At 69.5% G+C, this 18,722-nt stretch carries 13 protein-coding genes and 1 tRNA gene; 2 read left to right on the top strand and 12 right to left on the bottom strand.

What is annotated here, in order from left to right:
* Positions 1 to 11 precede the first annotated feature (11 nt).
* The 11 genes from prfA to AB0F01_RS09525 all read right to left on the bottom strand — a co-directional run bounded on the left by prfA (position 12) and on the right by AB0F01_RS09525 (position 14,945).
* A complete protein-coding gene (prfA, locus tag AB0F01_RS09575; RefSeq protein ID WP_362091785.1) occupies positions 12 to 1,079 on the bottom strand; it encodes a peptide chain release factor 1 in 1,068 nt (355 codons plus the stop codon).
* Positions 1,080 to 1,185: 106 nt separating this feature from the next.
* On the bottom strand, positions 1,186 to 1,407 hold the full coding sequence (gene rpmE, locus AB0F01_RS09570; protein ID WP_362091782.1) for a 50S ribosomal protein L31: 222 nt from the start codon (positions 1,405 to 1,407) through the stop codon (positions 1,186 to 1,188).
* Positions 1,408 to 1,667: 260 nt separating this feature from the next.
* A complete protein-coding gene (locus AB0F01_RS09565; protein ID WP_362091779.1) occupies positions 1,668 to 2,819 on the bottom strand; it encodes an LCP family protein in 1,152 nt (383 codons plus the stop codon).
* Between the two features lie 206 nt (positions 2,820 to 3,025).
* Complete coding sequence (locus AB0F01_RS09560; protein ID WP_362092561.1) at positions 3,026 to 4,819, bottom strand: trypsin-like serine protease; 1,794 nt, start codon at positions 4,817 to 4,819, stop codon at positions 3,026 to 3,028.
* A 187-nt stretch (positions 4,820 to 5,006) separates the two neighbouring features.
* Positions 5,007 to 7,133, bottom strand: coding sequence for a transcription termination factor Rho (gene rho, locus AB0F01_RS09555; RefSeq protein WP_362091776.1), 2,127 nt, complete (start codon positions 7,131 to 7,133; stop codon positions 5,007 to 5,009).
* Positions 7,134 to 7,532: 399 nt separating this feature from the next.
* On the bottom strand, positions 7,533 to 8,450 hold the full coding sequence (thrB, locus tag AB0F01_RS09550) for a homoserine kinase (protein ID WP_362091773.1): 918 nt from the start codon (positions 8,448 to 8,450) through the stop codon (positions 7,533 to 7,535).
* Between the two features lie 630 nt (positions 8,451 to 9,080).
* Positions 9,081 to 10,139 carry a threonine synthase gene (thrC, locus tag AB0F01_RS09545; RefSeq protein ID WP_362091770.1) on the bottom strand — a complete coding sequence of 353 codons (1,059 nt, stop codon included), beginning with the start codon at positions 10,137 to 10,139 and terminating at the stop codon, positions 9,081 to 9,083.
* A gap of 6 nt (positions 10,140 to 10,145) precedes the next feature.
* Positions 10,146 to 11,438, bottom strand: coding sequence for a homoserine dehydrogenase (locus AB0F01_RS09540; protein ID WP_362091767.1), 1,293 nt, complete (start codon positions 11,436 to 11,438; stop codon positions 10,146 to 10,148).
* 145 nt (positions 11,439 to 11,583) lie between these two features.
* Entirely contained in the window at positions 11,584 to 12,975 is a 1,392-nt protein-coding gene (gene lysA / locus AB0F01_RS09535) for a diaminopimelate decarboxylase (RefSeq protein ID WP_362091764.1), read from the bottom strand.
* Positions 12,976 to 12,990: 15 nt separating this feature from the next.
* Positions 12,991 to 14,115, bottom strand: coding sequence for an ArgS-related anticodon-binding protein NrtL (gene nrtL / locus AB0F01_RS09530; RefSeq protein WP_362091761.1), 1,125 nt, complete (start codon positions 14,113 to 14,115; stop codon positions 12,991 to 12,993).
* A 332-nt stretch (positions 14,116 to 14,447) separates the two neighbouring features.
* Positions 14,448 to 14,945: a response regulator gene (locus AB0F01_RS09525; protein ID WP_362091758.1), complete on the bottom strand. Its 498-nt coding sequence runs from the start codon at positions 14,943 to 14,945 to the stop codon at positions 14,448 to 14,450.
* A 171-nt stretch (positions 14,946 to 15,116) separates the two neighbouring features.
* Here AB0F01_RS09525 and AB0F01_RS09520 point away from each other — a divergent pair.
* Positions 15,117 to 15,188 (top strand) — tRNA-Arg (locus tag AB0F01_RS09520).
* A gap of 446 nt (positions 15,189 to 15,634) precedes the next feature.
* A complete protein-coding gene (locus AB0F01_RS09515; RefSeq protein ID WP_362091755.1) occupies positions 15,635 to 16,360 on the top strand; it encodes a hypothetical protein in 726 nt (241 codons plus the stop codon).
* A gap of 179 nt (positions 16,361 to 16,539) precedes the next feature.
* On the opposite strand, the gene AB0F01_RS09510 is transcribed toward AB0F01_RS09515, so the two are convergent.
* Positions 16,540 to 18,567, bottom strand: coding sequence for a restriction endonuclease (locus tag AB0F01_RS09510; RefSeq protein WP_362091752.1), 2,028 nt, complete (start codon positions 18,565 to 18,567; stop codon positions 16,540 to 16,542).
* Positions 18,568 to 18,722: the final 155 nt, after the last annotated feature.

Here is an 18,722-nt window from a genome sequence, read left to right as displayed (position 1 = left end):
GTGTACGGGGCTTACGCTGCGGCCAGCTTGGCGGCCGAGTCCGCGTCGACGCAGGCCTGGATGACCGCGGCGAGGTCGCCGTCCAGCACCTGGTCCAGGTTGTACGCCTTGAAGCCGACCCGGTGGTCGGAGAGGCGGTTCTCCGGGTAGTTGTAGGTGCGGATCTTCTCGGATCGGTCGACGGTGCGGACCTGGCTGCGCCGGGCGTCGGCGGCCTCCCGCTCCGCCTCCTCCTGGGCCATGGCGAGCAGCCGGGAGCGCAGGATGCGCAGGGCCTGCTCCTTGTTCTGGAGCTGGCTCTTCTCGTTCTGGCAGGAGGCGACGACGCCGGTCGGGACGTGTGTGATCCGCACGGCGGAGTCGGTGGTGTTCACGGACTGCCCGCCGGGCCCGGAGGAGCGGTAGACGTCGATGCGCAGGTCGTTGGGGTTGATCTCCACGTCGACCTCCTCCGCCTCGGGCGTGACCAGGACGCCCGCCGCGGAGGTGTGGATGCGGCCCTGCGACTCGGTGGCGGGCACCCGCTGCACGCGGTGCACCCCGCCCTCGTACTTCAGCCGGGCCCACACGCCCTGGCCGGGCTCGACCTGGCCTCGGGCCTTCACGGCGACCTGGACGTCCTTGTAGCCGCCCAGCTCGGACTCGGTGGCGTCGATGATCTCGGTCTTCCAGCCCACGCGCTCGGCGTAGCGCAGGTACATGCGCAGCAGATCGCCGGCGAACAGGGCGGACTCGTCGCCGCCGGCGCCCGCCTTGATCTCCAGGATGACGTCCTTGTCGTCGCTGGGATCGCGCGGGACGAGGAGCAGGCGGAGCTTCTCGGTGAGTTCCTCGCGCTGCTGTTCCAGGTCCTTGACCTCGGCGGCGAAGTCGGGGTCGTCGGCGGCCAGTTCGCGCGCGGTCCCGATGTCGTCGCCGGTCTGCTTCCAGGAGCGGTACGTGGCGACGATCGGGGTGAGTTCGGCGTAGCGCTTGTTCAGCTTGCGCGCGTTGGCCTGGTCGGCGTGGACCGACGGGTCGGCGAGCTTCTTCTCCAGGTCGGCGTGCTCGGCGACGAGTTCCTCGACGGCCTCGAACATCTTGGGCTCCTGCGGTCTGCGGGGGTGAAGGGGCGGGCGACCAAAAACGCCGGTCCCGGAGCGTCCCCGGCCGGGGACGCCGCCGTGGACCGGCGATGGCGGCTCGCTACTTCTTGGAGCCGGAAGCCTTGCCGAAGCGGGCCTCGAAGCGGGCCACACGGCCACCGGTGTCGAGGATCTTCTGCTTGCCCGTGTAGAACGGGTGGCACTCGGAGCAGACCTCGGCCCGGATGTTGCCGGACTCGATCGTGCTGCGGGTCGTGAACGACGCACCGCAGGTGCAGCTGACCTGGGTCTCGACGTACTCGGGGTGGATGTCGCGCTTCAAGGTGTCTCCTAGGTTCCGGGAGGGCGCCGGGTCGCCACCACGGGGTGCGGGAGCGTGAACCGGAGCCGACGGACCAGTCTGCCAGGACTGGGGCCTTCACCCAAAACCGGGGGTGACCGTTTTTTGTTCCCTCGGGGGCGGGTGTTTCCCCGGTCGCCGGCCGGCCGGCGGTGCCCGGGGCGGGCGGGGTGGGGCGCCGGGCGGGGTGCGCCCGGGCGGGGGGCGGCCGGGCGCCGGGCGGGGTGGGCGCCGTGCCGGCCCTACGGTGCGCTGACGACGTCCGCGGCCTCGCCGGTCGCCGAGTCCTCGGTCGCCGCCTCGGGGATCGGCCGGTCGTCCTTGAGCGCCTTCCAGACGAGGCGTGCCTTGTCCTCCTCGACGAGCACGCGGTTGGGGTCGGCGGGGTCGTACCGCACCGGCATGGTCACCATGTGCAGGTCGTCGGGGCCGATGCCCTTCAGACCGCCGGCGAAGGAGATCAGGGAGTTGACCGAGCCCAGGCCCGAGTCGGTGGTGACGGCCCGGGTGGCGGTGTCGGCGAGGTCGTAGAGCTTCTTGGGGTTGGTGAGGATGCCGACGTCCTTGACCTGCCGGACCAAAGCCTTGACGAAGGCCTGCTGGAGCTGGATGCGGCCCAGGTCGGAGCCGTCGCCGACGCCGTGCCGGGTGCGGACCAGGCCGAGGGCCTGTTCGCCGTCGAGCCGGTGGGTCCCGGCCTCCAGCTCCAGGTGGCTGTCGGGGTCGTCGATGGCCCTGCTGGTGGTGATCTCGACGCCACCGAGTTCGTCGATGAGCTCCTGGAAGCCGGAGAAGTCGACCTCCAGGTAGTGGTCCATGCGCAGGTCGGTGATCTCCTCGACGGTCTTCACCGCGCAGGGGGCGCCGCCGGTGGAGTACGCGGAGTTGAACATGACGTCGCGGGCGGCGGGGTGGGTGCCGCCGTCGGCGTCGGTGCACTCGGGCCGGTCGATGAGGGTGTCCCGGGGCAGCGAGACCACGCTGGCCTTCTCGCGGCCCTCGTGGACGTGCACGATCATCGCGGTGTCCGAGCGGGCGCTTCCGTCGTCGGTGCCGCCCCCGAGGTCCTTGTTGCCGCCCTCGCGGGTGTCCGAGCCGAGGACCAGGATGTTCTCGGAGCCGTCGTCCGCCTTGTCGGGCCGGTCGGTGCCGAGGACCTGGTCGATGTCGACGCTGCTGAGGTTGCTGTTGAGCGTGACGTAGACGTAGCCGAGGCCCGTGCCGCCCAGCGCGACGACGCCCGCGGCGGTCCACGCGGCGATCCTGACGCCGGACCGCTTCCCGCGCGGTCTGCGCCGCCTTCCTCCGGCCCGTCGTCGCGGTCCCTCCGCGGCGGGCTCCCCCGGTGTGCCGGGTCCGGTCGCGCCGGATCCCGGTGTGCTCTCGGCCGTCATGCGCTCCTCAGCTCGTGTCCGGTCGGGTACCCCCTGCGCTCGGTGTCGGACATGGCCGGTGAAGACCCTTACGACACCTATCGTCGCTCGCTGCGCAAGACGGGGAAACCGGGCACAGGGTTGCACGGGGCCCTGTGCCCGGCCGGTGGCCGGCCGGGCACGTCCGGGTCCGCCGGGAACGGTGGATCCGGCTCTCACCTGCGGCGTCAGCCGAGGATGTCGTACTGCTTGAAATCGGTGCCGACGGACGTGCGTGTGGCGAAGATCTCGCTGGTGGCCTTCCCGGTCCCCCGGTACAGGTACAGGGTGCCGTTCGGCTTCCGGGCCAGCAGGTCCGCCCGGCCGTCGCCGGTGACGTCGCCCGGGGTGACGAGGGTGTCGTAGGTCTTCGCGGTCCAGGTGCGCACCTTGACCCGCCCGGCGAACGCCGCCGTGCCGGCCTTGCCGGTGCCCTTGTACAGGTACACGTACCCCTTGCCCTTGGTCCGGGCGATCAGGTCGGTGCGGCCGTCGCCGTCGAAGTCGCCGTGACCGCGCACCGTGTCGTACTGGTTCCAGCCGGTGCCGGCCTCGACCCGGCTCGCGAACGTGCCGTTGCCCTTGCCGGGGTAGATCCACAGCACGCCGGCGGAGTCGACGGACAGCAGGTCGGGCAGGTAGTCGCCGGTGACGTCGCCCGGGGCGACGATGCGGGTGCGCGACTTCCAGTTGTCGAAGACCCGCTTGGTGGACCAGGTGCCGCTGGAGATCACGTAGCGGGTCCAGAAGACGTCGCCGTCACTGCTGCGCCGGTACACCAGGTCCTGGTGGCCGTCCCGGTTCAGGTCCGTCTGCAGGACGGTGTTCACGCCCTTCCAGCTGCCCCAGCTCCTGCGGGCGGCGAAGGAGGTGCCCTTGGAGTCGCGGGAGTAGCCGGTGGTGTTCGACGCCTTGCGCAGCCACAGGTCGGCCCGGTGGTCGCCGCTGAGGTCGGAGTCGTCGATCCGCGGGTAGGTGGCGCCGACGTAGCCGCTCACCTTGGCGAAGACGCTGTGGGCGCCCCGCTCCACGCAGTCCTTCACGCCCCAGGAGACCACGCCGACGATCCGGTTGTTCACGACGAGGGGCCCGCCGGAGTCGCCGTTGCAGGCGGAGGCGGTGCCGGCGTCCGAGCCGGTGGCGGGCGGGCCCGCGCAGACCATGTGGCCCTTGACGAAGTCCGTGCCGTACGTGCGGGCGCAGGTGGCGTCGGACTGGATCGGCAGGGTGGCGGTCTTCAGGACCTGCGAGCCCTCCTGGCTGGTGGAGCTGATGCGGCCCCAGCCGTAGACCTTGGCGCTGCGGCCGGCGGTGTAGGAGGCGGTGTCCCCGGCGGTGGTGAGCCGGATCGGGGTGGCCCGCACCGGCGACGGCAGGGTGAGCACGGCGATGTCGTTGTCGACGGTGCGCGCGCTGTACGACGCGTGGTGCCACTGCCGCCACACGCCGCTGACCGTGCCGCCGTGCAGGTCGCCCTCGGCGGAGGGGAGTTGGGCGGTGCCGGTGACGACGGCGCCGTGGGCCTTCCAGTTGTGGCCCTTGACGCAGTGCGCGGCGGTGAGGATCTTCGTCGGTGCGACGACGGCACCGCCGCAGAAGAAGCCGATGTCGTCGGTGGTGGCGGCGGTGCCGCGGTCGTCGTAGTAGTGGAGCTGGGCCATCCACGGCGCCGTGCTGATGCCGGTGGTGCTCCCGCCGATGATCTTGGCGTCCACCCGGGAGCCGGTGCCGGTGCTCCGGGACAGCGCCGAGAGCCTGCCTTCGCCCGGCAGGTCGTCCCCGGCCAGGGCGCCGGTCACGCGCCGCGTCAGCTCGGCGGGCGACGGTGAGGTGGCGGCCGGTGTGACGGTCGGCCGCGGCAAGGCCGGGGCGGCCCCCGCGGACGAGGTCAGCAGCGCGGCGGCGACCGTCGCGGCGACGCCGGCGGCGGCAACGGGCAGAGCGATCCGGGCGCGGCGTCTGTGACGGCCGGATCCGGACATGGATGTACCCACGCGAGTCCCCCCTCGGGGTCGGATGTCCGGCCCGGAGGATGATCGGCGGTCCGAAGAGCGCGATCGTACACCTGTCCGAGTGCACGCGAAGTGGCCGTCCCGCGAACAGGACGGCCACTTCGGTGCGTTGCGGCGGGGAGCCCGTTCCCGCGCGGGGAAGGGCTCCCGTCGGACGTCAGTCCCCGTTGCCGGGGGTCGGCGTCGTCTTCTGGATCTGCATGAGGAACTCGGCGTTCGACTTGGTCTGCTTCATCTTGTCGAGCAGCAGCTCGACCGCCTGCTGCTGGTCCAGGGCGTGCAGCACCCGGCGCAGCTTCCAGACGATGGCCAGCTCGTCGGGCGCCAGCAGGATCTCCTCCTTGCGGGTACCGGACGCGTCGACGTCCACCGCGGGGAAGATGCGCTTGTCGGCGAGCTTGCGGTCCAGCTTGAGCTCGGCGTTGCCGGTGCCCTTGAACTCCTCGAAGATGACCTCGTCCATGCGGGACCCGGTGTCCACCAGGGCGGTGGCGAGGATGGTCAGCGAGCCGCCGTCCTCGATGTTGCGGGCCGCACCGAAGAACCGCTTCGGCGGGTACAGGGCGGTCGAGTCGACACCACCGGACAGGATGCGGCCGGAGGCCGGGGCGGCGAGGTTGTACGCACGGCCCAGACGCGTGATCGAGTCGAGCAGCACGACGACGTCGTGACCCAGCTCCACCAGGCGCTTGGCGCGCTCGATGGCGAGCTCGGCGACCGTGGTGTGGTCCTCGGCCGGACGGTCGAAGGTCGAGGAGATGACCTCGCCCTTCACCGACCGCTGCATGTCGGTGACCTCTTCCGGACGCTCGTCGACGAGGACGACCATCAGGTGGCACTCGGGGTTGTTGTGGGTGATCGCGTTGGCGATCGCCTGCATGATCATGGTCTTGCCGGTCTTCGGCGGGGCCACGATCAGACCGCGCTGGCCCTTGCCGATCGGCGACACGAGGTCGATGATCCGCGTGGTCAGCACGCCCGGGTCGGTCTCCAGGCGGAGCCGGTCCTGCGGGTAGAGCGGGGTGAGCTTGTTGAACTCCGGTCGGCCACGGCCGTGTTCGGGCGCCATGCCGTTGACGGAGTCGAGGCGGACGAGCGCGTTGAACTTCTCGCGCCGCTCGCCTTCCTTGGGCTGGCGGACCGCACCGGTGATGTGGTCGCCCTTGCGCAGGCCGTTCTTGCGGACCTGGGCGAGGGAGACGTACACGTCGTTCGGGCCCGGCAGGTAGCCGGAGGTGCGGATGAAGGCGTAGTTGTCGAGGATGTCCAGGATGCCCGCGACCGGGATCAGGACGTCGTCCTCGTTGATCTGCGGCTCCTGCACGTCGTCGCGGCCACGGCGGCCACGGCGGTCGCGGTAGCGCCCGCGACGGCCACGCCGACCGCCCTCGAAGTCGTCGTCGTCGTGCTGCCGGTCCTGCCGGCCGCCGCCGCCCTGCTGGTTCTGGTTCTGACGGCCACCCTGGCCGCCCTGGTTCTGCTGCTGGTCGTCGCCCTTGTTGCGGCGGTCCCCACGGTCGTTGCCACGGTCGTTGCCGCGCTCCGCGCCACGGTCCCCGCGGTCGCGCCCGCGGTCCCGGCGGTCACGGCGGCGGGCCTCGCCACCGTCGGCGTCCGACTTGGCGTCGCCCTGCGACTGCTGGCCCTGCTGCTGGTTCTGCTGGCCCTGCTGCTGCGCCGGGGCGTCGCCCTTCGGCTCGCTCTGCGGCTCGGCCTTGGGCTCGGAACGGGTGTCCGTCTTCGCGTCCGCGGCGACCGTGCCGGTCGCGGCGGGGGCGCCGGCCTCGGCGGTGGCGCGGCGACGGCGCCGCTCGGCGGGCGCCTCGGCGGCGGCCTGCTCGGCGGGGGCGTCGGCCTTCGGGGAGGGCTGGCCCGGGATGTCGATCTGCTGCTGGGCAGCGGCTGCGGCCTTCTCGGCGGGGGCCTCGGCGGGAGCGTCCGCGCTCTTCTCGGCGGCGGCGTCGTCCGTACGGGCACGGGAGGTGGCACGGCGCTTGGGCTTGGCCTCGCTCTCGGCGGGCGCGTCGGCCTTGGCCGGGGCGCTGCCTCCGGCGGCCTGCGCCTCCTTGATGACCTCGATCAGCTGGCTCTTGCGCATGCGCGCGGTGCCCCTGATACCGAGGCCGGACGCGACCTGCTGCAGCTCGGCCAGCACCATGCCCTCGAGGCCGGTACCGCGGCGCCGCCGGGAGCCGGCACCGGTGGCAGGCGCGGAAGCGTCCGTGGCGGGCGCGGCAGCGGTCTCCTCGACACGTGCGCCCATCAGATCGGTGGTGTCGCTCACGAAGGGTCCTTCCCTGGAGCGGACGTCGGCCTGTCTGGCTCGGCGACCGGTTGTGCTGTCCGGCTTCGGTCCTTCTTCCGAGAACCGTGCCGGGGCGGTGGTCCGCCTCAGCGGCGGAAGAGATTTCTGGTGATGGCGCTACCTCGAGCCGTGGCACCTGGTGACACGTGGCGTGGTTGCACCGGTTCCGGAGCGAGCCCGGTGGGCCCTCGATGTCCGCGTACGACGTACTACTCGCGTACGTAGCAGAGAACACAGTGTGGCTTGGGGAGCTCCCGGAAGAATGTCTGTCCCGAACGGGGACACGAGGCACCTCGCCATGGTGGGGTCGGGTGCAGACTTGAGGTTAACACTACCGGATCCAACAAACATTCCCCCTCTCTTTGTCCGGCAACCGTGTCAGGTGGCGAGCGGCAGCACGCTCGCTCCGTGCTGGTCCAGGTCGAGCCGGTTGGCGGCCCAGTCGGGTCCGGCCAGGGCTTCGACCTTGTCGGCGGTCTCCGCGTCGGCCAGTGCCATGACGGTGGGACCGGCGCCCGAGATGACGGCCGGCACGCCGTCCGTGCGCAGGCGTTCCACCAGTGCGGCGCTGTCCGGCATGGCCGGGGCGCGGTACTCCTGGTGCAGGCGGTCCTCGGTGGCGGGCAGCAGCAGCTCGGGGCGCCTGGTGAGGGCCTCGACGAGCAGGGCGGCACGGCCCGCGTTGGCGGCGGCGTCGACGTGCGGGACGGTGCGCGGGAGCAGGCCGCGCGCGGTTTCGGTGAGGACCGGCTTCCCGGGGACGAAGACCACCGGGACGATGGAGTCGGCCGGGTCCATCCTGATCGCGCGGGCGGCGCCGGCGTCCATCCAGGACAGGGTGAAGCCGCCGAGCAGGCAGGCCGCGACGTTGTCGGGGTGGCCCTCCATCTCGGTGGCGAGTTCGAGCAGCGCGGTGTCGTCCAGTTTGGCGTCGGCGCCTATGGTCACGGCGCGGGCGGCGACGATTCCGGCGCAGATGGCGGCCGAGGAGGAGCCGAGACCGCGGCCGTGCGGGATGCGGTTGGCGCACACGATCTCCAGGCCGCGGGGCTGCCCGCCGAGCACGTCGAAGGCGGTGCGCAGGGAGCGTACGAGCAGGTGCCTCTCGTCGCGCGGGAGGGTCTCGCTGCCCTCACCGGCGATGTCGATGTGCAGTCCCGAGTCGGCCACGCGGACGACCACGTCGTCGTACAGGCCCAGCGCCAGGCCGAAGGCGTCGAAGCCCGGGCCGAGATTGGCGCTGGTGGCGGGAACGCGCACCCGGACGGCGGCAGCGCGGAAGGCGGGACCGGCCATCGCTCGATGACTCTCCTTGAGCTGCGTGTCTGTCGAATGACATTCGATGACGTACGGAAACCGATGGGGGGACGCCGCCGACCGGGCTGGCCGGCCGCTTGCCCGCCGTCCCGGGCCACGGGCCGGACCACGGGGACGACGCTGTACCGCGGCATATGCGGCGGGCGGGTTCTGTACAGCCTATCGAAGGAAGGTTCTGTGTCGACATAGGGCGCACGGGAGGCGCACGATGCGTGTCGAAAGCCCCCTGTGCCCCCTGCCCGGAACTTTCCCAGGTGGGCGCCGATTTACTCCTGTGCGGGAGCGACTGTCCCGGGGGCCGGGACGCGTGACGGATCGGGGTGCGCGGGGGCGTGCGGGCTGTCCGGCGACGCCCTGTGCGGCCGGGGCCGGGAGCGGCCGGCGTGAGGGCTGCCGAGGGCTGCGCTGCCGAGGGATGTGGGGGCCGGGTGGGCGGTCCCGCGGGGCGGTCCCGGTCTCGGGTGGGGCGCAGGCGGGGCGGGGCGCCGACCCAGAGACTCCGGGCCGGTGGGCGGGCGCCCCGCGCTTCCGCAGAACGTTCGCCCGGAAGCCGCACGTCCCGGAGGCCGCACGCCCCGGAGGCCGGGAAGCCTCCGGAGGCCGCACGCCTCAGACCAGGCCCAGCCGTTCCGCCGCCGTGGCGGCGTCGACCGGGACGGTGACCGGCTGCGGGGCGCCCGCGACGGCCCAGTCCGGGTCCTTCAGGCCGTTGCCGGTGACCGTGCACACGATGCGCTGCCCCGGGTCGACCTTCCCGTGCTCGGCGGCCTTGAGCAGACCGGCCACCGACGCGGCGGACGCCGGCTCCACGAAGACGCCCTCCTGCGAGGCCAACAGCCGGTAGGCGCGCAGGATGTCACGGTCCGTCACCTCGTCGATCAGGCCACCGGACTCGTCGCGCGCGTCGAGCGCGTACTGCCACGAGGCCGGGTTGCCGATACGGATGGCGGTGGCGATGGTCGACGGGTCCTTGACGACCTCGCCGCGCACGATCGGGGCGCTGCCGGAGGCCTGGAAGCCCCACATGCGCGGGGTACGGGTCGAGACGCCGTCGGCGGCGTACTCGCGGTATCCCTTCCAGTAGGCGGTGATGTTGCCCGCGTTGCCCACCGGCAGGACATGGATGTCGGGGGCGTCGCCGAGCATGTCGACGATCTCGAACGCGGCGGTCTTCTGCCCCTCGATACGGACCGGGTTGACCGAATTGACCAGCGCCACGGGATAGTTGTCGCTGAGTCCGCGCGCGAGCGTGAGGCAGTCGTCGAAGTTGCCGTCGACCTGGAGAATCTTGGCGCCGTGCACCAGCGCCTGGCCCATCTTGCCGAGCGCGATCTTGCCCTGCGGCACGAGCACCGCCGACACCATGCCGGCGCGCACCCCGTAGGCGGCGGCCGAGGCGGAGGTGTTGCCGGTGGAGGCACAGATGACGGCCTTCGCACCCTCCTCCTTGGCCTTGGAGATGGCCATGGTCATGCCGCGGTCCTTGAAGGACCCGGTGGGGTTGGCGCCCTCGACCTTGAGGTGGACCTCGCAGCCGGTGCGCTCGGAGAGCACCTGCGCGGGCACGAGCGGCGTACCGCCCTCGCGGAGCGTCACGACCGGCGTGGTGTCCGATACCGGCAGCCGGTCCCGGTACTCCTCGATGATTCCGCGCCACTGGTGGGTCATTGCTGCCTACTCTCCTTCAACCCGCATGATGCTGGCGACACCGCGCACGGTGTCGAGATTGCGGAGCGCCTCGACCGTCCCGACGAGGGCCGCGTCGGACGCACGGTGGGTGACGACGACGAGGGACGCCTCTCCGTCCTTGCCCTGCTGGCGAACCGTGTCGATCGAGACACCGTGCTCCGCGAACACGGTGGCGACCTGGGCGAGAACACCCGGTTTGTCCGCCACGTCCAGGCTGATGTGGTACCGCGTGACGACTTCGCCCATCGGCGAGACGGGCAGCGCGGCGTAAGCGGACTCGCCCGGTCCGGTGGCCCCGTCGAGCCGGTTGCGGCACACCGCGACCAGGTCGCCGAGCACCGCGGACGCGGTCGGCGCACCGCCAGCGCCGGGGCCGTAGAACATCAACTGCCCGGCGGCGTCCGACTCCACGAAGACCGCGTTGTACGCGCCGCGCACCGAGGCCAGCGGATGCGTCAGCGGGATCATGGCCGGATGCACGCGGGCGGTGACCGAGTTCCCGTCCGCCGCGCGCTCGCAGATGGCGAGCAGCTTGATGGTGCAGCCCATCTCCTTGGCGGAGGCGAAATCCGCGGCGGTCACCTCGGTCATGCCCTCGCGGTACACGTCGTCGAGGCGCACCCGCGTGTGGAAGGCGATCCCGGCCAGGATGGCGGCCTTGGCGGCGGCGTCGAAGCCCTCCACGTCGGCGGTCGGGTCGGCCTCGGCGTACCCGAGCGCGGTGGCCTCGTCGAGGGCCTCCTGGTACCCGGCGCCGGTGGTGTCCATCTTGTCCAGGATGAAGTTGGTCGTGCCGTTGACGATGCCGAGCACCCGGTTGACCTTGTCCCCGGCGAGCGACTCGCGCAGCGGGCGGATCAGCGGGATGGCACCGGCGACGGCGGCCTCGTAGTAGAGGTCCTTGCCGTGCTTCTCGGCGGCGGCGTGCAGCGCGGCACCGTCCTGGGCGAGCAGCGCCTTGTTCGCGGAGACGACGGACGCGCCGTGCTCGAAGGCGGTGGTGATCAGGGAGCGGGCCGGCTCGATCCCGCCGATGACCTCGACGACCACGTCGAGGTCGCCGCGTTTGACCAGGGCGGTGGCGTCGGTGGTGATCAGCTCGGGCGCGATGCCCTCGCGGACCCGGTCCGGGCGGCGCACGGCGACCCCGGCCAGTTCCACCGGGGCGCCGATGCGGGCGGCGAGGTCGTCGGCGTGCGTCGTCATGATGCGCGCCACCTCTGAGCCGACCACTCCACAGCCCAGCAGCGCCACCTTCAGCGGACGCGTACGCATCATCCGACCTCGTTTCCTGATTACCGTCTCGGTTGCACCAGTCTCACTCACCGGACGGACGTTTCTGCCCTATGTCCGGATCGTGAGACATCTATTTCATTTTGGCGGCCGGGGAGACCGGAGATCTTCCGCCGCGCCGCCCCGTCGGCTACCCGACGTCCAGCCGGAGCAGGTCCTCCTCCGTCTCACGGCGCACGATCACCCGGGCGCCGCCGTCGTTCACGGCGACGACCGGCGGACGCAGCACGTGGTTGTAGTTGCTGGCCATCGACCGGCAGTACGCGCCCGTCGCCGGCACGGCGATCAGGTCCCCCGGGGCCAGGTCGGCCGGCAGGAAGGCGTCCTTCACCACGATGTCACCGCTCTCGCAGTGCTTGCCCACGACCCGGCACAGCATCGGCTCGGCGTCGGAGGTGCGGGAGACCAGGGCGACGCTGTACTCGGCGTCGTAGAGCGCGGTGCGGATGTTGTCCGACATCCCGCCGTCGACGGACACGTAGGTCCGCAACCCGTCCAGCGGCTTGATGGTGCCGACCTCGTACAGCGTGAACGCGGTCGGACCGACGACGGCCCGCCCCGGCTCCACCGAGATCCGCGGGGTGGCCAGCCGCGCCGACTCGCACTCCCGGGTGACGATCTCGGTCAGCGCCTTGGCGATCTCGTGCGGCTCCCGCGGGTCGTCGTCGCTCGTGTACGCGATGCCGAGACCGCCGCCGAGGTCGATCTCGGGCAGTTCGACCCCGTGCTCGTCGCGGATGTCCTTGAGCAGCCCGACGACACGGTGCGCGGCGACCTCGAACCCGGACATGTCGAAGATCTGCGACCCGATGTGCGAGTGGATCCCGATCAGCTCCAGCCCGTCGAGCTGCAACGCCCGCCGCACCGCCTCGGCGGCCTGCCCGCCCGCCAGCGGGATGCCGAACTTCTGGTCCTCGTGGGCGGTGGCGATGAACTCGTGGGTGTGCGCCTCGACGCCGACCGTGATCCGGATCTGCACCCGCTGCCGCCTGCCCAGCGACTGCGCGATGTGCGCGACCCGCACGATCTCCTGGAAGGAGTCGAGCACGATCCGCCCCACCCCGGCCTCCACGGCACGGCGGATCTCCTCGGGCGACTTGTTGTTGCCGTGGAAGGCGATCCGCTCGGCCGGCATCCCGGCCGACAGGGCGGTCGCCAGCTCCCCTCCCGAGCACACGTCGAGGTTCAGCCCCTCCTCGTGCAGCCACCGCACCACGGCACGGGACAGGAACGCCTTGCCCGCGTAGAAGACGTCGGCGTCGTCCCCGAAGGCCGTGCGCCAGGCCCGTGCCCGGGCCCGGAAGTCGGTCTCGTCGAGGATGTAGGCGGGCGTGCCGAACTCCTCGGCCAGCCGCGTCGCGGGAATCCCGCCGACGGTGAGGACCCCGTCCTCGTCGCGGGTGACGGTCTCGGCCCACACCTTGGGGTCGAGGGCGTTGAGGTCGGCGGGCGGCGCGGAGTAGTGCCCCTCGGGGAGGACATCGGCGTAGCGGGGCCCGGCGGGGTGTGCGGAACGGCTCATTCTTCGCGTGCTCTTTCAGAGGTGGTCGGGTGCGTCGATGCCGAGCAGGTCCAGGCCGCCGGCCAGCACCGCCCCGGCGGCTTCGGCGAGCGCGAGCCGGGCACGGTGGGCGGCCGAGGGTTTCTCCTCCCCGAGCGGCAGCACGGCCGGCAACAGCGGCATCACGGCATCGGCCACGGCGACGAGCTGCCGGGCCAGCCGGTCGGGCGTGCGCTGGGCGGCAACGGCGGCGAGGACCCGGGGATGGTCGCCGAGGAGCGCGAGGAGGGTTCGCTCGGCGGGCGCCTGTCTGACCGCCTCGCCGGGCTCGGACCCGTACCCCAGGTCGGCCGCGTTGCGCAGCAGGGCACGGACCCGGGCATGGGCGTACCGCACGCGGAACAGGGGGTTGCTCTCCCGCTGCAGAAGATGCACGCCGGGCATGACGGGCCGATCGTGCGGGGCGGGATACAGCAACGCCCAGCGGGCGGCGTCCCGGCCGAGGGCGAGGACGTCGGCGGGGGCGGGCACGGGCACGGGGGCGAGTGCGGACACGTCCGCGCCGGGCGCGGGAAGAACGCTGGGCACCCCGAGAACGGCGCTCCACTCCCGGGGCAGCCGGACGGCTTCACCGCCGGCCTCACGGCCGGAGGAGCCGGCAGGGCGGGAGGTCTGCGCCCTGGGAGTGAGGTGGGTGAGGTGGACAAGGCGGGCGTCGGCACCCTGCGAGCGGAGGACGCGGACGAGCACCTCGCCCTGGACGACAGCACGCATTTCCACCGGCGCGCCCAACCGCACGACCTGCCCGCGGAGGGCGTCGCTCTCCCCGTACCGCGCCCCGGCCGCCAGGATCTCGGCGACGAGGGCGACGGCGGCCGAACCGCCCAGGCTGATGTTGAGGAACCCCGGCCCGGTGACGGCGACCTCACGGATCCCGCTCTGCCGGAGAAGGTGCGCCCGAAGGATGCGGGCGACCCGCTGAGGCGTCTCCCCCGCGGGCCGGGCGAGCTGCAGGGCGACACCGGTGGCGTAGTCCCCGCACCCACCGCCCCCCGGCGGCGCGACCACCACCCTCTCGGGCACGGCCACCTCCAGCTCCCCCTCCTCGACAGCACGACGCACCGCGCGCAGCACGGTGCGGGAGAGCTCGACGGGGGTCACGGGACCAGCGTAGGCGAGGAGGGGGGTGGGTAGGCGAACCGGTTTGCGGTGATCCCGTCATGTGGACAGGGGGGTCGTGCGGGGGCTTGCCGGAGGGGGCCGCGCCCCCGGCCGTCGGCCACTGGACGGCGGCCGGGGCCGGGACGCACTCCCCCGCCACTCGGCCATGCTCGTCCGCTTCCCCCAGACGGCGGCGCCGAGGCGCTGCCCACCGCCGACCCAGGCGTGTGGGGCCCGTCGGGCGTCGCGAGGAGTCAGCAGCTCGAAGATGAGGAATGCAGGCAAGAATGCGGGCAAGGCATGACGGGCATTGCGAGTGCCGCCATGGTGGGTCAGGCGTGCCCGGCAGCGCGTTGCGACCCGTCGGCCCCGTCGGGAACCCGCCCGAGCCGGTCGACCCCGGGCCGTTCGCCGGGACGCCCCCCGTCACGCCAGCCCGACTCGACCAACCGCCGCACGACGCGCACGAGCTCGGCCGGCTCGAAGGGCTTGGCGAGGAAGGCGTCCACGCCTACGTCGAGCCCGCTCTCCACCTCTTGAGGACTGCAGGCACTGACGATGGCCAGCGGAAGATCCCGGGTACGCGGATCCGACCGCAGCCGCGCCGCGGTCCGTATGCCGTCCAACCGCGGCATGACCACATCAAGGGTGACCGCGTCGGGCCGCACCTGATGGACGACTTCGAGACATTCGGCACCATCGGCCGCGGTCACGACCTCGATGCCCTCCAGCTCGAGATTGACCCTGATCAGCTGCCGGATGACCTTGTTGTCGTCCACAACAAGAACCCGGCCAGAAGCCCCTGGCACAACTCGAGAGTAGGTCCGCACCGACCACCGCGTCCGGCTTTTCCCCACTTCCGCCCCGCACGAGCGAACCCGGCCCACCAGGCTGACCGGGACCCCGGCCCCGACCCCGGCCGACTCACGAAAAGGGGTTCATGACCACCCCTCGGGAACTGGTAGTGTTCTACCCGTCGCCGCGATCACCGCGCCCGACACGCCCCCGTAGCTCAGGGGATAGAGCAACGGCCTCCGGAGCCGTGTGCGCAGGTTCGAATCCTGCCGGGGGCACTCGCCGGTCACAAGGTTGAAATGGGACCTGACCAGGGCGGATGCCGACAGAAGAGGGCGGGAGTCAGCCTCACTGACTTCCGCCCTCTCTCGTTGCCTCTCAGCGTTCGCGACACACCTCCGACACACCCGCAATCGCCGTTCCTTACTGCTCCCATGCCCCTATCTCCACTTCCGCCCCCTCGCTCAGCGCCCCGAGGGTCAGTGGATGCCGTGCGCTGGTCGATAACCAATGCGCCAAGGCCTGGCAGACGGGCGACCCGACAGGAAGCCCGACTGGTACGCTGCCGGACGGCAAGGCGCGTAATGCCACCCGCCGTCAGCTCCCACGCAGCAGGCGATCACGGGTCAAGGCCCCAGAGGGCCCGCGTGTCCCTCGACTGAAAATGCATCGAGCAACGGGGCGGGTACGGCGTGGGCAGAGCCCGCCGGACTGCGAGAACACGATGCCCAAGCGCCAGTCCCGCGTAGCCAATCTTGCCCGGCAGATCCAGTACGCCACTGGTCTCCGCTACACCGACGCACTGAAGATGTGTGCTCCTACCCCGAGCTGGATCGCCCTTGTCGATGCAGCCACATCCCGTACCAGGGTCGCCTACGTCTGCGCGGAGGTCGGAGCCTGGTACGAGGCGTACAGCGAGGTTGAAAACGCCTACTACGAGAGCGACTATGCGAAGGTCAAGAGGGCGAGCGCTGTGTGCGGGGCCGCGGCCGAAGCAGCGCTGCACCGTGCAGGGTTCGAGACACATTCTTTCGACACGGATGCGGAGGTGTACCACGCCGCATTCATCTCCCTGCCGAAGGCCGGAACTGTCCAAGACAGCCGGCGCCTCGCCCGTTCAGCGCTCAGCGTCATCAGCTCAGATCCACTGTGGTGCTCGGACGTCATTCGCACCCGCGGCCGCACACCTTTCACCTACCGGACTGCGAGCTCTCTCTCCGGCCCTAAAACACGCTCTGCTATGGCTGCTCGTCATGCCGCGCGTGCCATGGCCACGGCATCTTCCATCGAGTTCAGCGGAGACGAGCAGTGGTATGAGGCGGCCTGCCTGATGGTGGAAGCAGTTTGGTACATGAGCCTGGCCGCCGGGCTTCCGCCGCTGCACAACCACCGCGAATACCACGAGTTCTATTCGTGCTACATGGACGACACTCTCACCACGAAGCTCTGACCCCAACGGTGAGGGCACCGAAGCTGCGTGCAGGCAAGAATCCTGTCGGGGGCACTCGTTGGGAATCAACAGCGATGAAGCGCTGACCAGGGTGGATGCCAGCAGACGAGGGCGGTAGTCAGCCCTACTGACTACCGCCCTCTCCCGATGTCTCACGCACTTTCGAGGGCTAGCCGCTGCTACTCAGTCTCACATGGCGAAAAGTTTGATGCCAAGACCTGCAGACGCATCGCTGTTACGCGCGGATGCTCCAGAATGGCGTATTGCGCACCTATTTTGCGAACGGCATGCACTAGAGAGGAGGACAGGAACGACAACACGGCCTCTATCTCCTGAGGAGTCGGAGGTGACTCAACCTCGGATCTCAAGATGAGATAAAGATCGTGCGCAGAAAGGGCGCCTGAAGTCACCACGTCTGCATTCTTAGCCTCTGCTTCAAGCTGACGAATGACACGATCACACAGCTTATACAGCCGCTTCTCATGTGCCCATTTTTTCTCCAGTACATCGGCTTTCACCAAGCCGCGTCCCTGCATGAAGTCGCGGAGCTCCGAAAGTGACAGAGGGGCAGTGCCATGCTGGCGCAGAACCTCGATGAGCTCTTGAACCTCAACGAGTCCGATGTGATGGCTGTGAGCGCGCTCGGAGACCCTAGCAGCTGGGAAGGATGGCCCGACGATGAGCGCGTAATCGGCCGTGTTATGTGCTCGATGCTCCTTCAAGGTGTCGAAGTTAATCTGAGTCTCGGCAATCTTTCCCGAGGCAGACGATTTGGCATCGATGATCGCACTGTACCCCATGTCACCAGACAGCTTGGCTGAGACTAAAACATCTGTTTGGCCCGATCCACCAAGAAGCTGACTGTCGAAGCCTAGGAAGGAAAACGCATCGGCCACTGCCTTTTCGAACCGTTCTGGCCTAGACGAATCCACTGATGCAGAAGTAAGATTTTCGGCTAGTTCGGCAACCAATCCCGAAAAATCACTTCGGCTGCCTCCCTGGAGATCGCTGGCGAGTTCGTCGGGTTCCGTGGGAGTAGCCAGTGGTAGCTCCAGCGCCAGTGCCCGGCCGAGTGGAAGGAGCTGGTAGCGCCCCCACCCCACTTCTTCTACTAGGTCGCAGGACCTGAGCATTTGAAGCCTGGTTCGTACTTCAGGGACGGACTCAGTTGGCAGTCCGTAACGCAGTCTGCCCAAAGCTGCTAGATCTCTGGGAGTGTCAGCCTCTTCAAGGGCTTCTAGCACTTCACCCACGAAGGAAAACTTAGCGTGAATGACACGCAAAAAATCTAGGTTCGTAGATCCCTGCAGGCAGGCAACGCCAACCGACGTCGCACGATAGAGGTTGAAGCCAACTTGCTCGACGAGTCCTGCATTCTTCAGTGCGCTCAGAGCCCCTGCTGACGAAGAGGGGCGGAGGCCGAACTCTGATGCAGCAAACTCATCGACTGCCTGACGGCTTGTTTCTTCAGCCAAGGCAGTCACGAACTTTCGAAACGATACGAAAGCGTCACCCTCACTCCGCGGAATGTAACCAATATTATGCTTCCGACCACTGTGATCTACCTGATCCAGCGCTTCACCCACGAGCGGATGTGGCGCAGGAACTTCTGTAATCTGTGCGGTAGATCGCGGTGATTTCCTCTTGAAAGTGCCAGGCTGCGCGAGGTCAACCCTGCTTAGCCATTCAAGCCCCGCCTCCGTTGGGTGAAGCTTATAGTTGAAATCGAGGGTGGCCAATTTTCCGGAACGCAACCAAGCTGTGCGCCGACGAATCTGATCGAGAGAATTCCATGAGCAGTTGTACTTTTCTTCGGCTACAGCCAACAGGTCAGACTGCGCCATGCCGTCGCGAGCCTCACTCAGAAGCTCACCCAGAAACTTAATATGTGCGTGCAGTACCGAGAGAAGGTACCCATCGTTGTCCGTGCGGAGCCACTCTTCAGCCGCCGCAGTCAGGATCCAGGAACGCTGCCCAGTACGTGCGATAAGTCCTGTAGGTTGAAGCCGCTGACCTACATAAGAGAAAGGCACCTGGGCGTCGGTCTCGCCGGGCAGCTTAATAGGTTCGTCGACATCAACGCCTGCTGCTAGCGCCGACAACAGGGTGCGGAGTACAGCGATCTGATTTTCGCTACCGCCCTGAAGCGCCGGCATAGAGAAGGCTCGACCACTCCAAGGACGTGGAGCCATGTAGATTTCCGACATTTTACCCCCTCAAGGTGCCGCCCCAATACGGATGACGGCGATCATTATGGATGAGTGGCCGACTAAAAGTGGTGTAATCACTCATACAGCCTCAGCTGCCCGCAGCCGCACCGGTGCTGAGAAGACCAGCTCCAGGCCTAGGTTCCGTCCGGCGG

This window comes from Streptomyces sp. NPDC029526 (assembly GCF_040637405.1).
In the GTDB taxonomy this organism is placed as follows: Bacteria; Actinomycetota; Actinomycetes; order Streptomycetales; family Streptomycetaceae; genus Streptomyces.
This window is presented reverse-complemented; position numbering and strand designations above follow the sequence as displayed.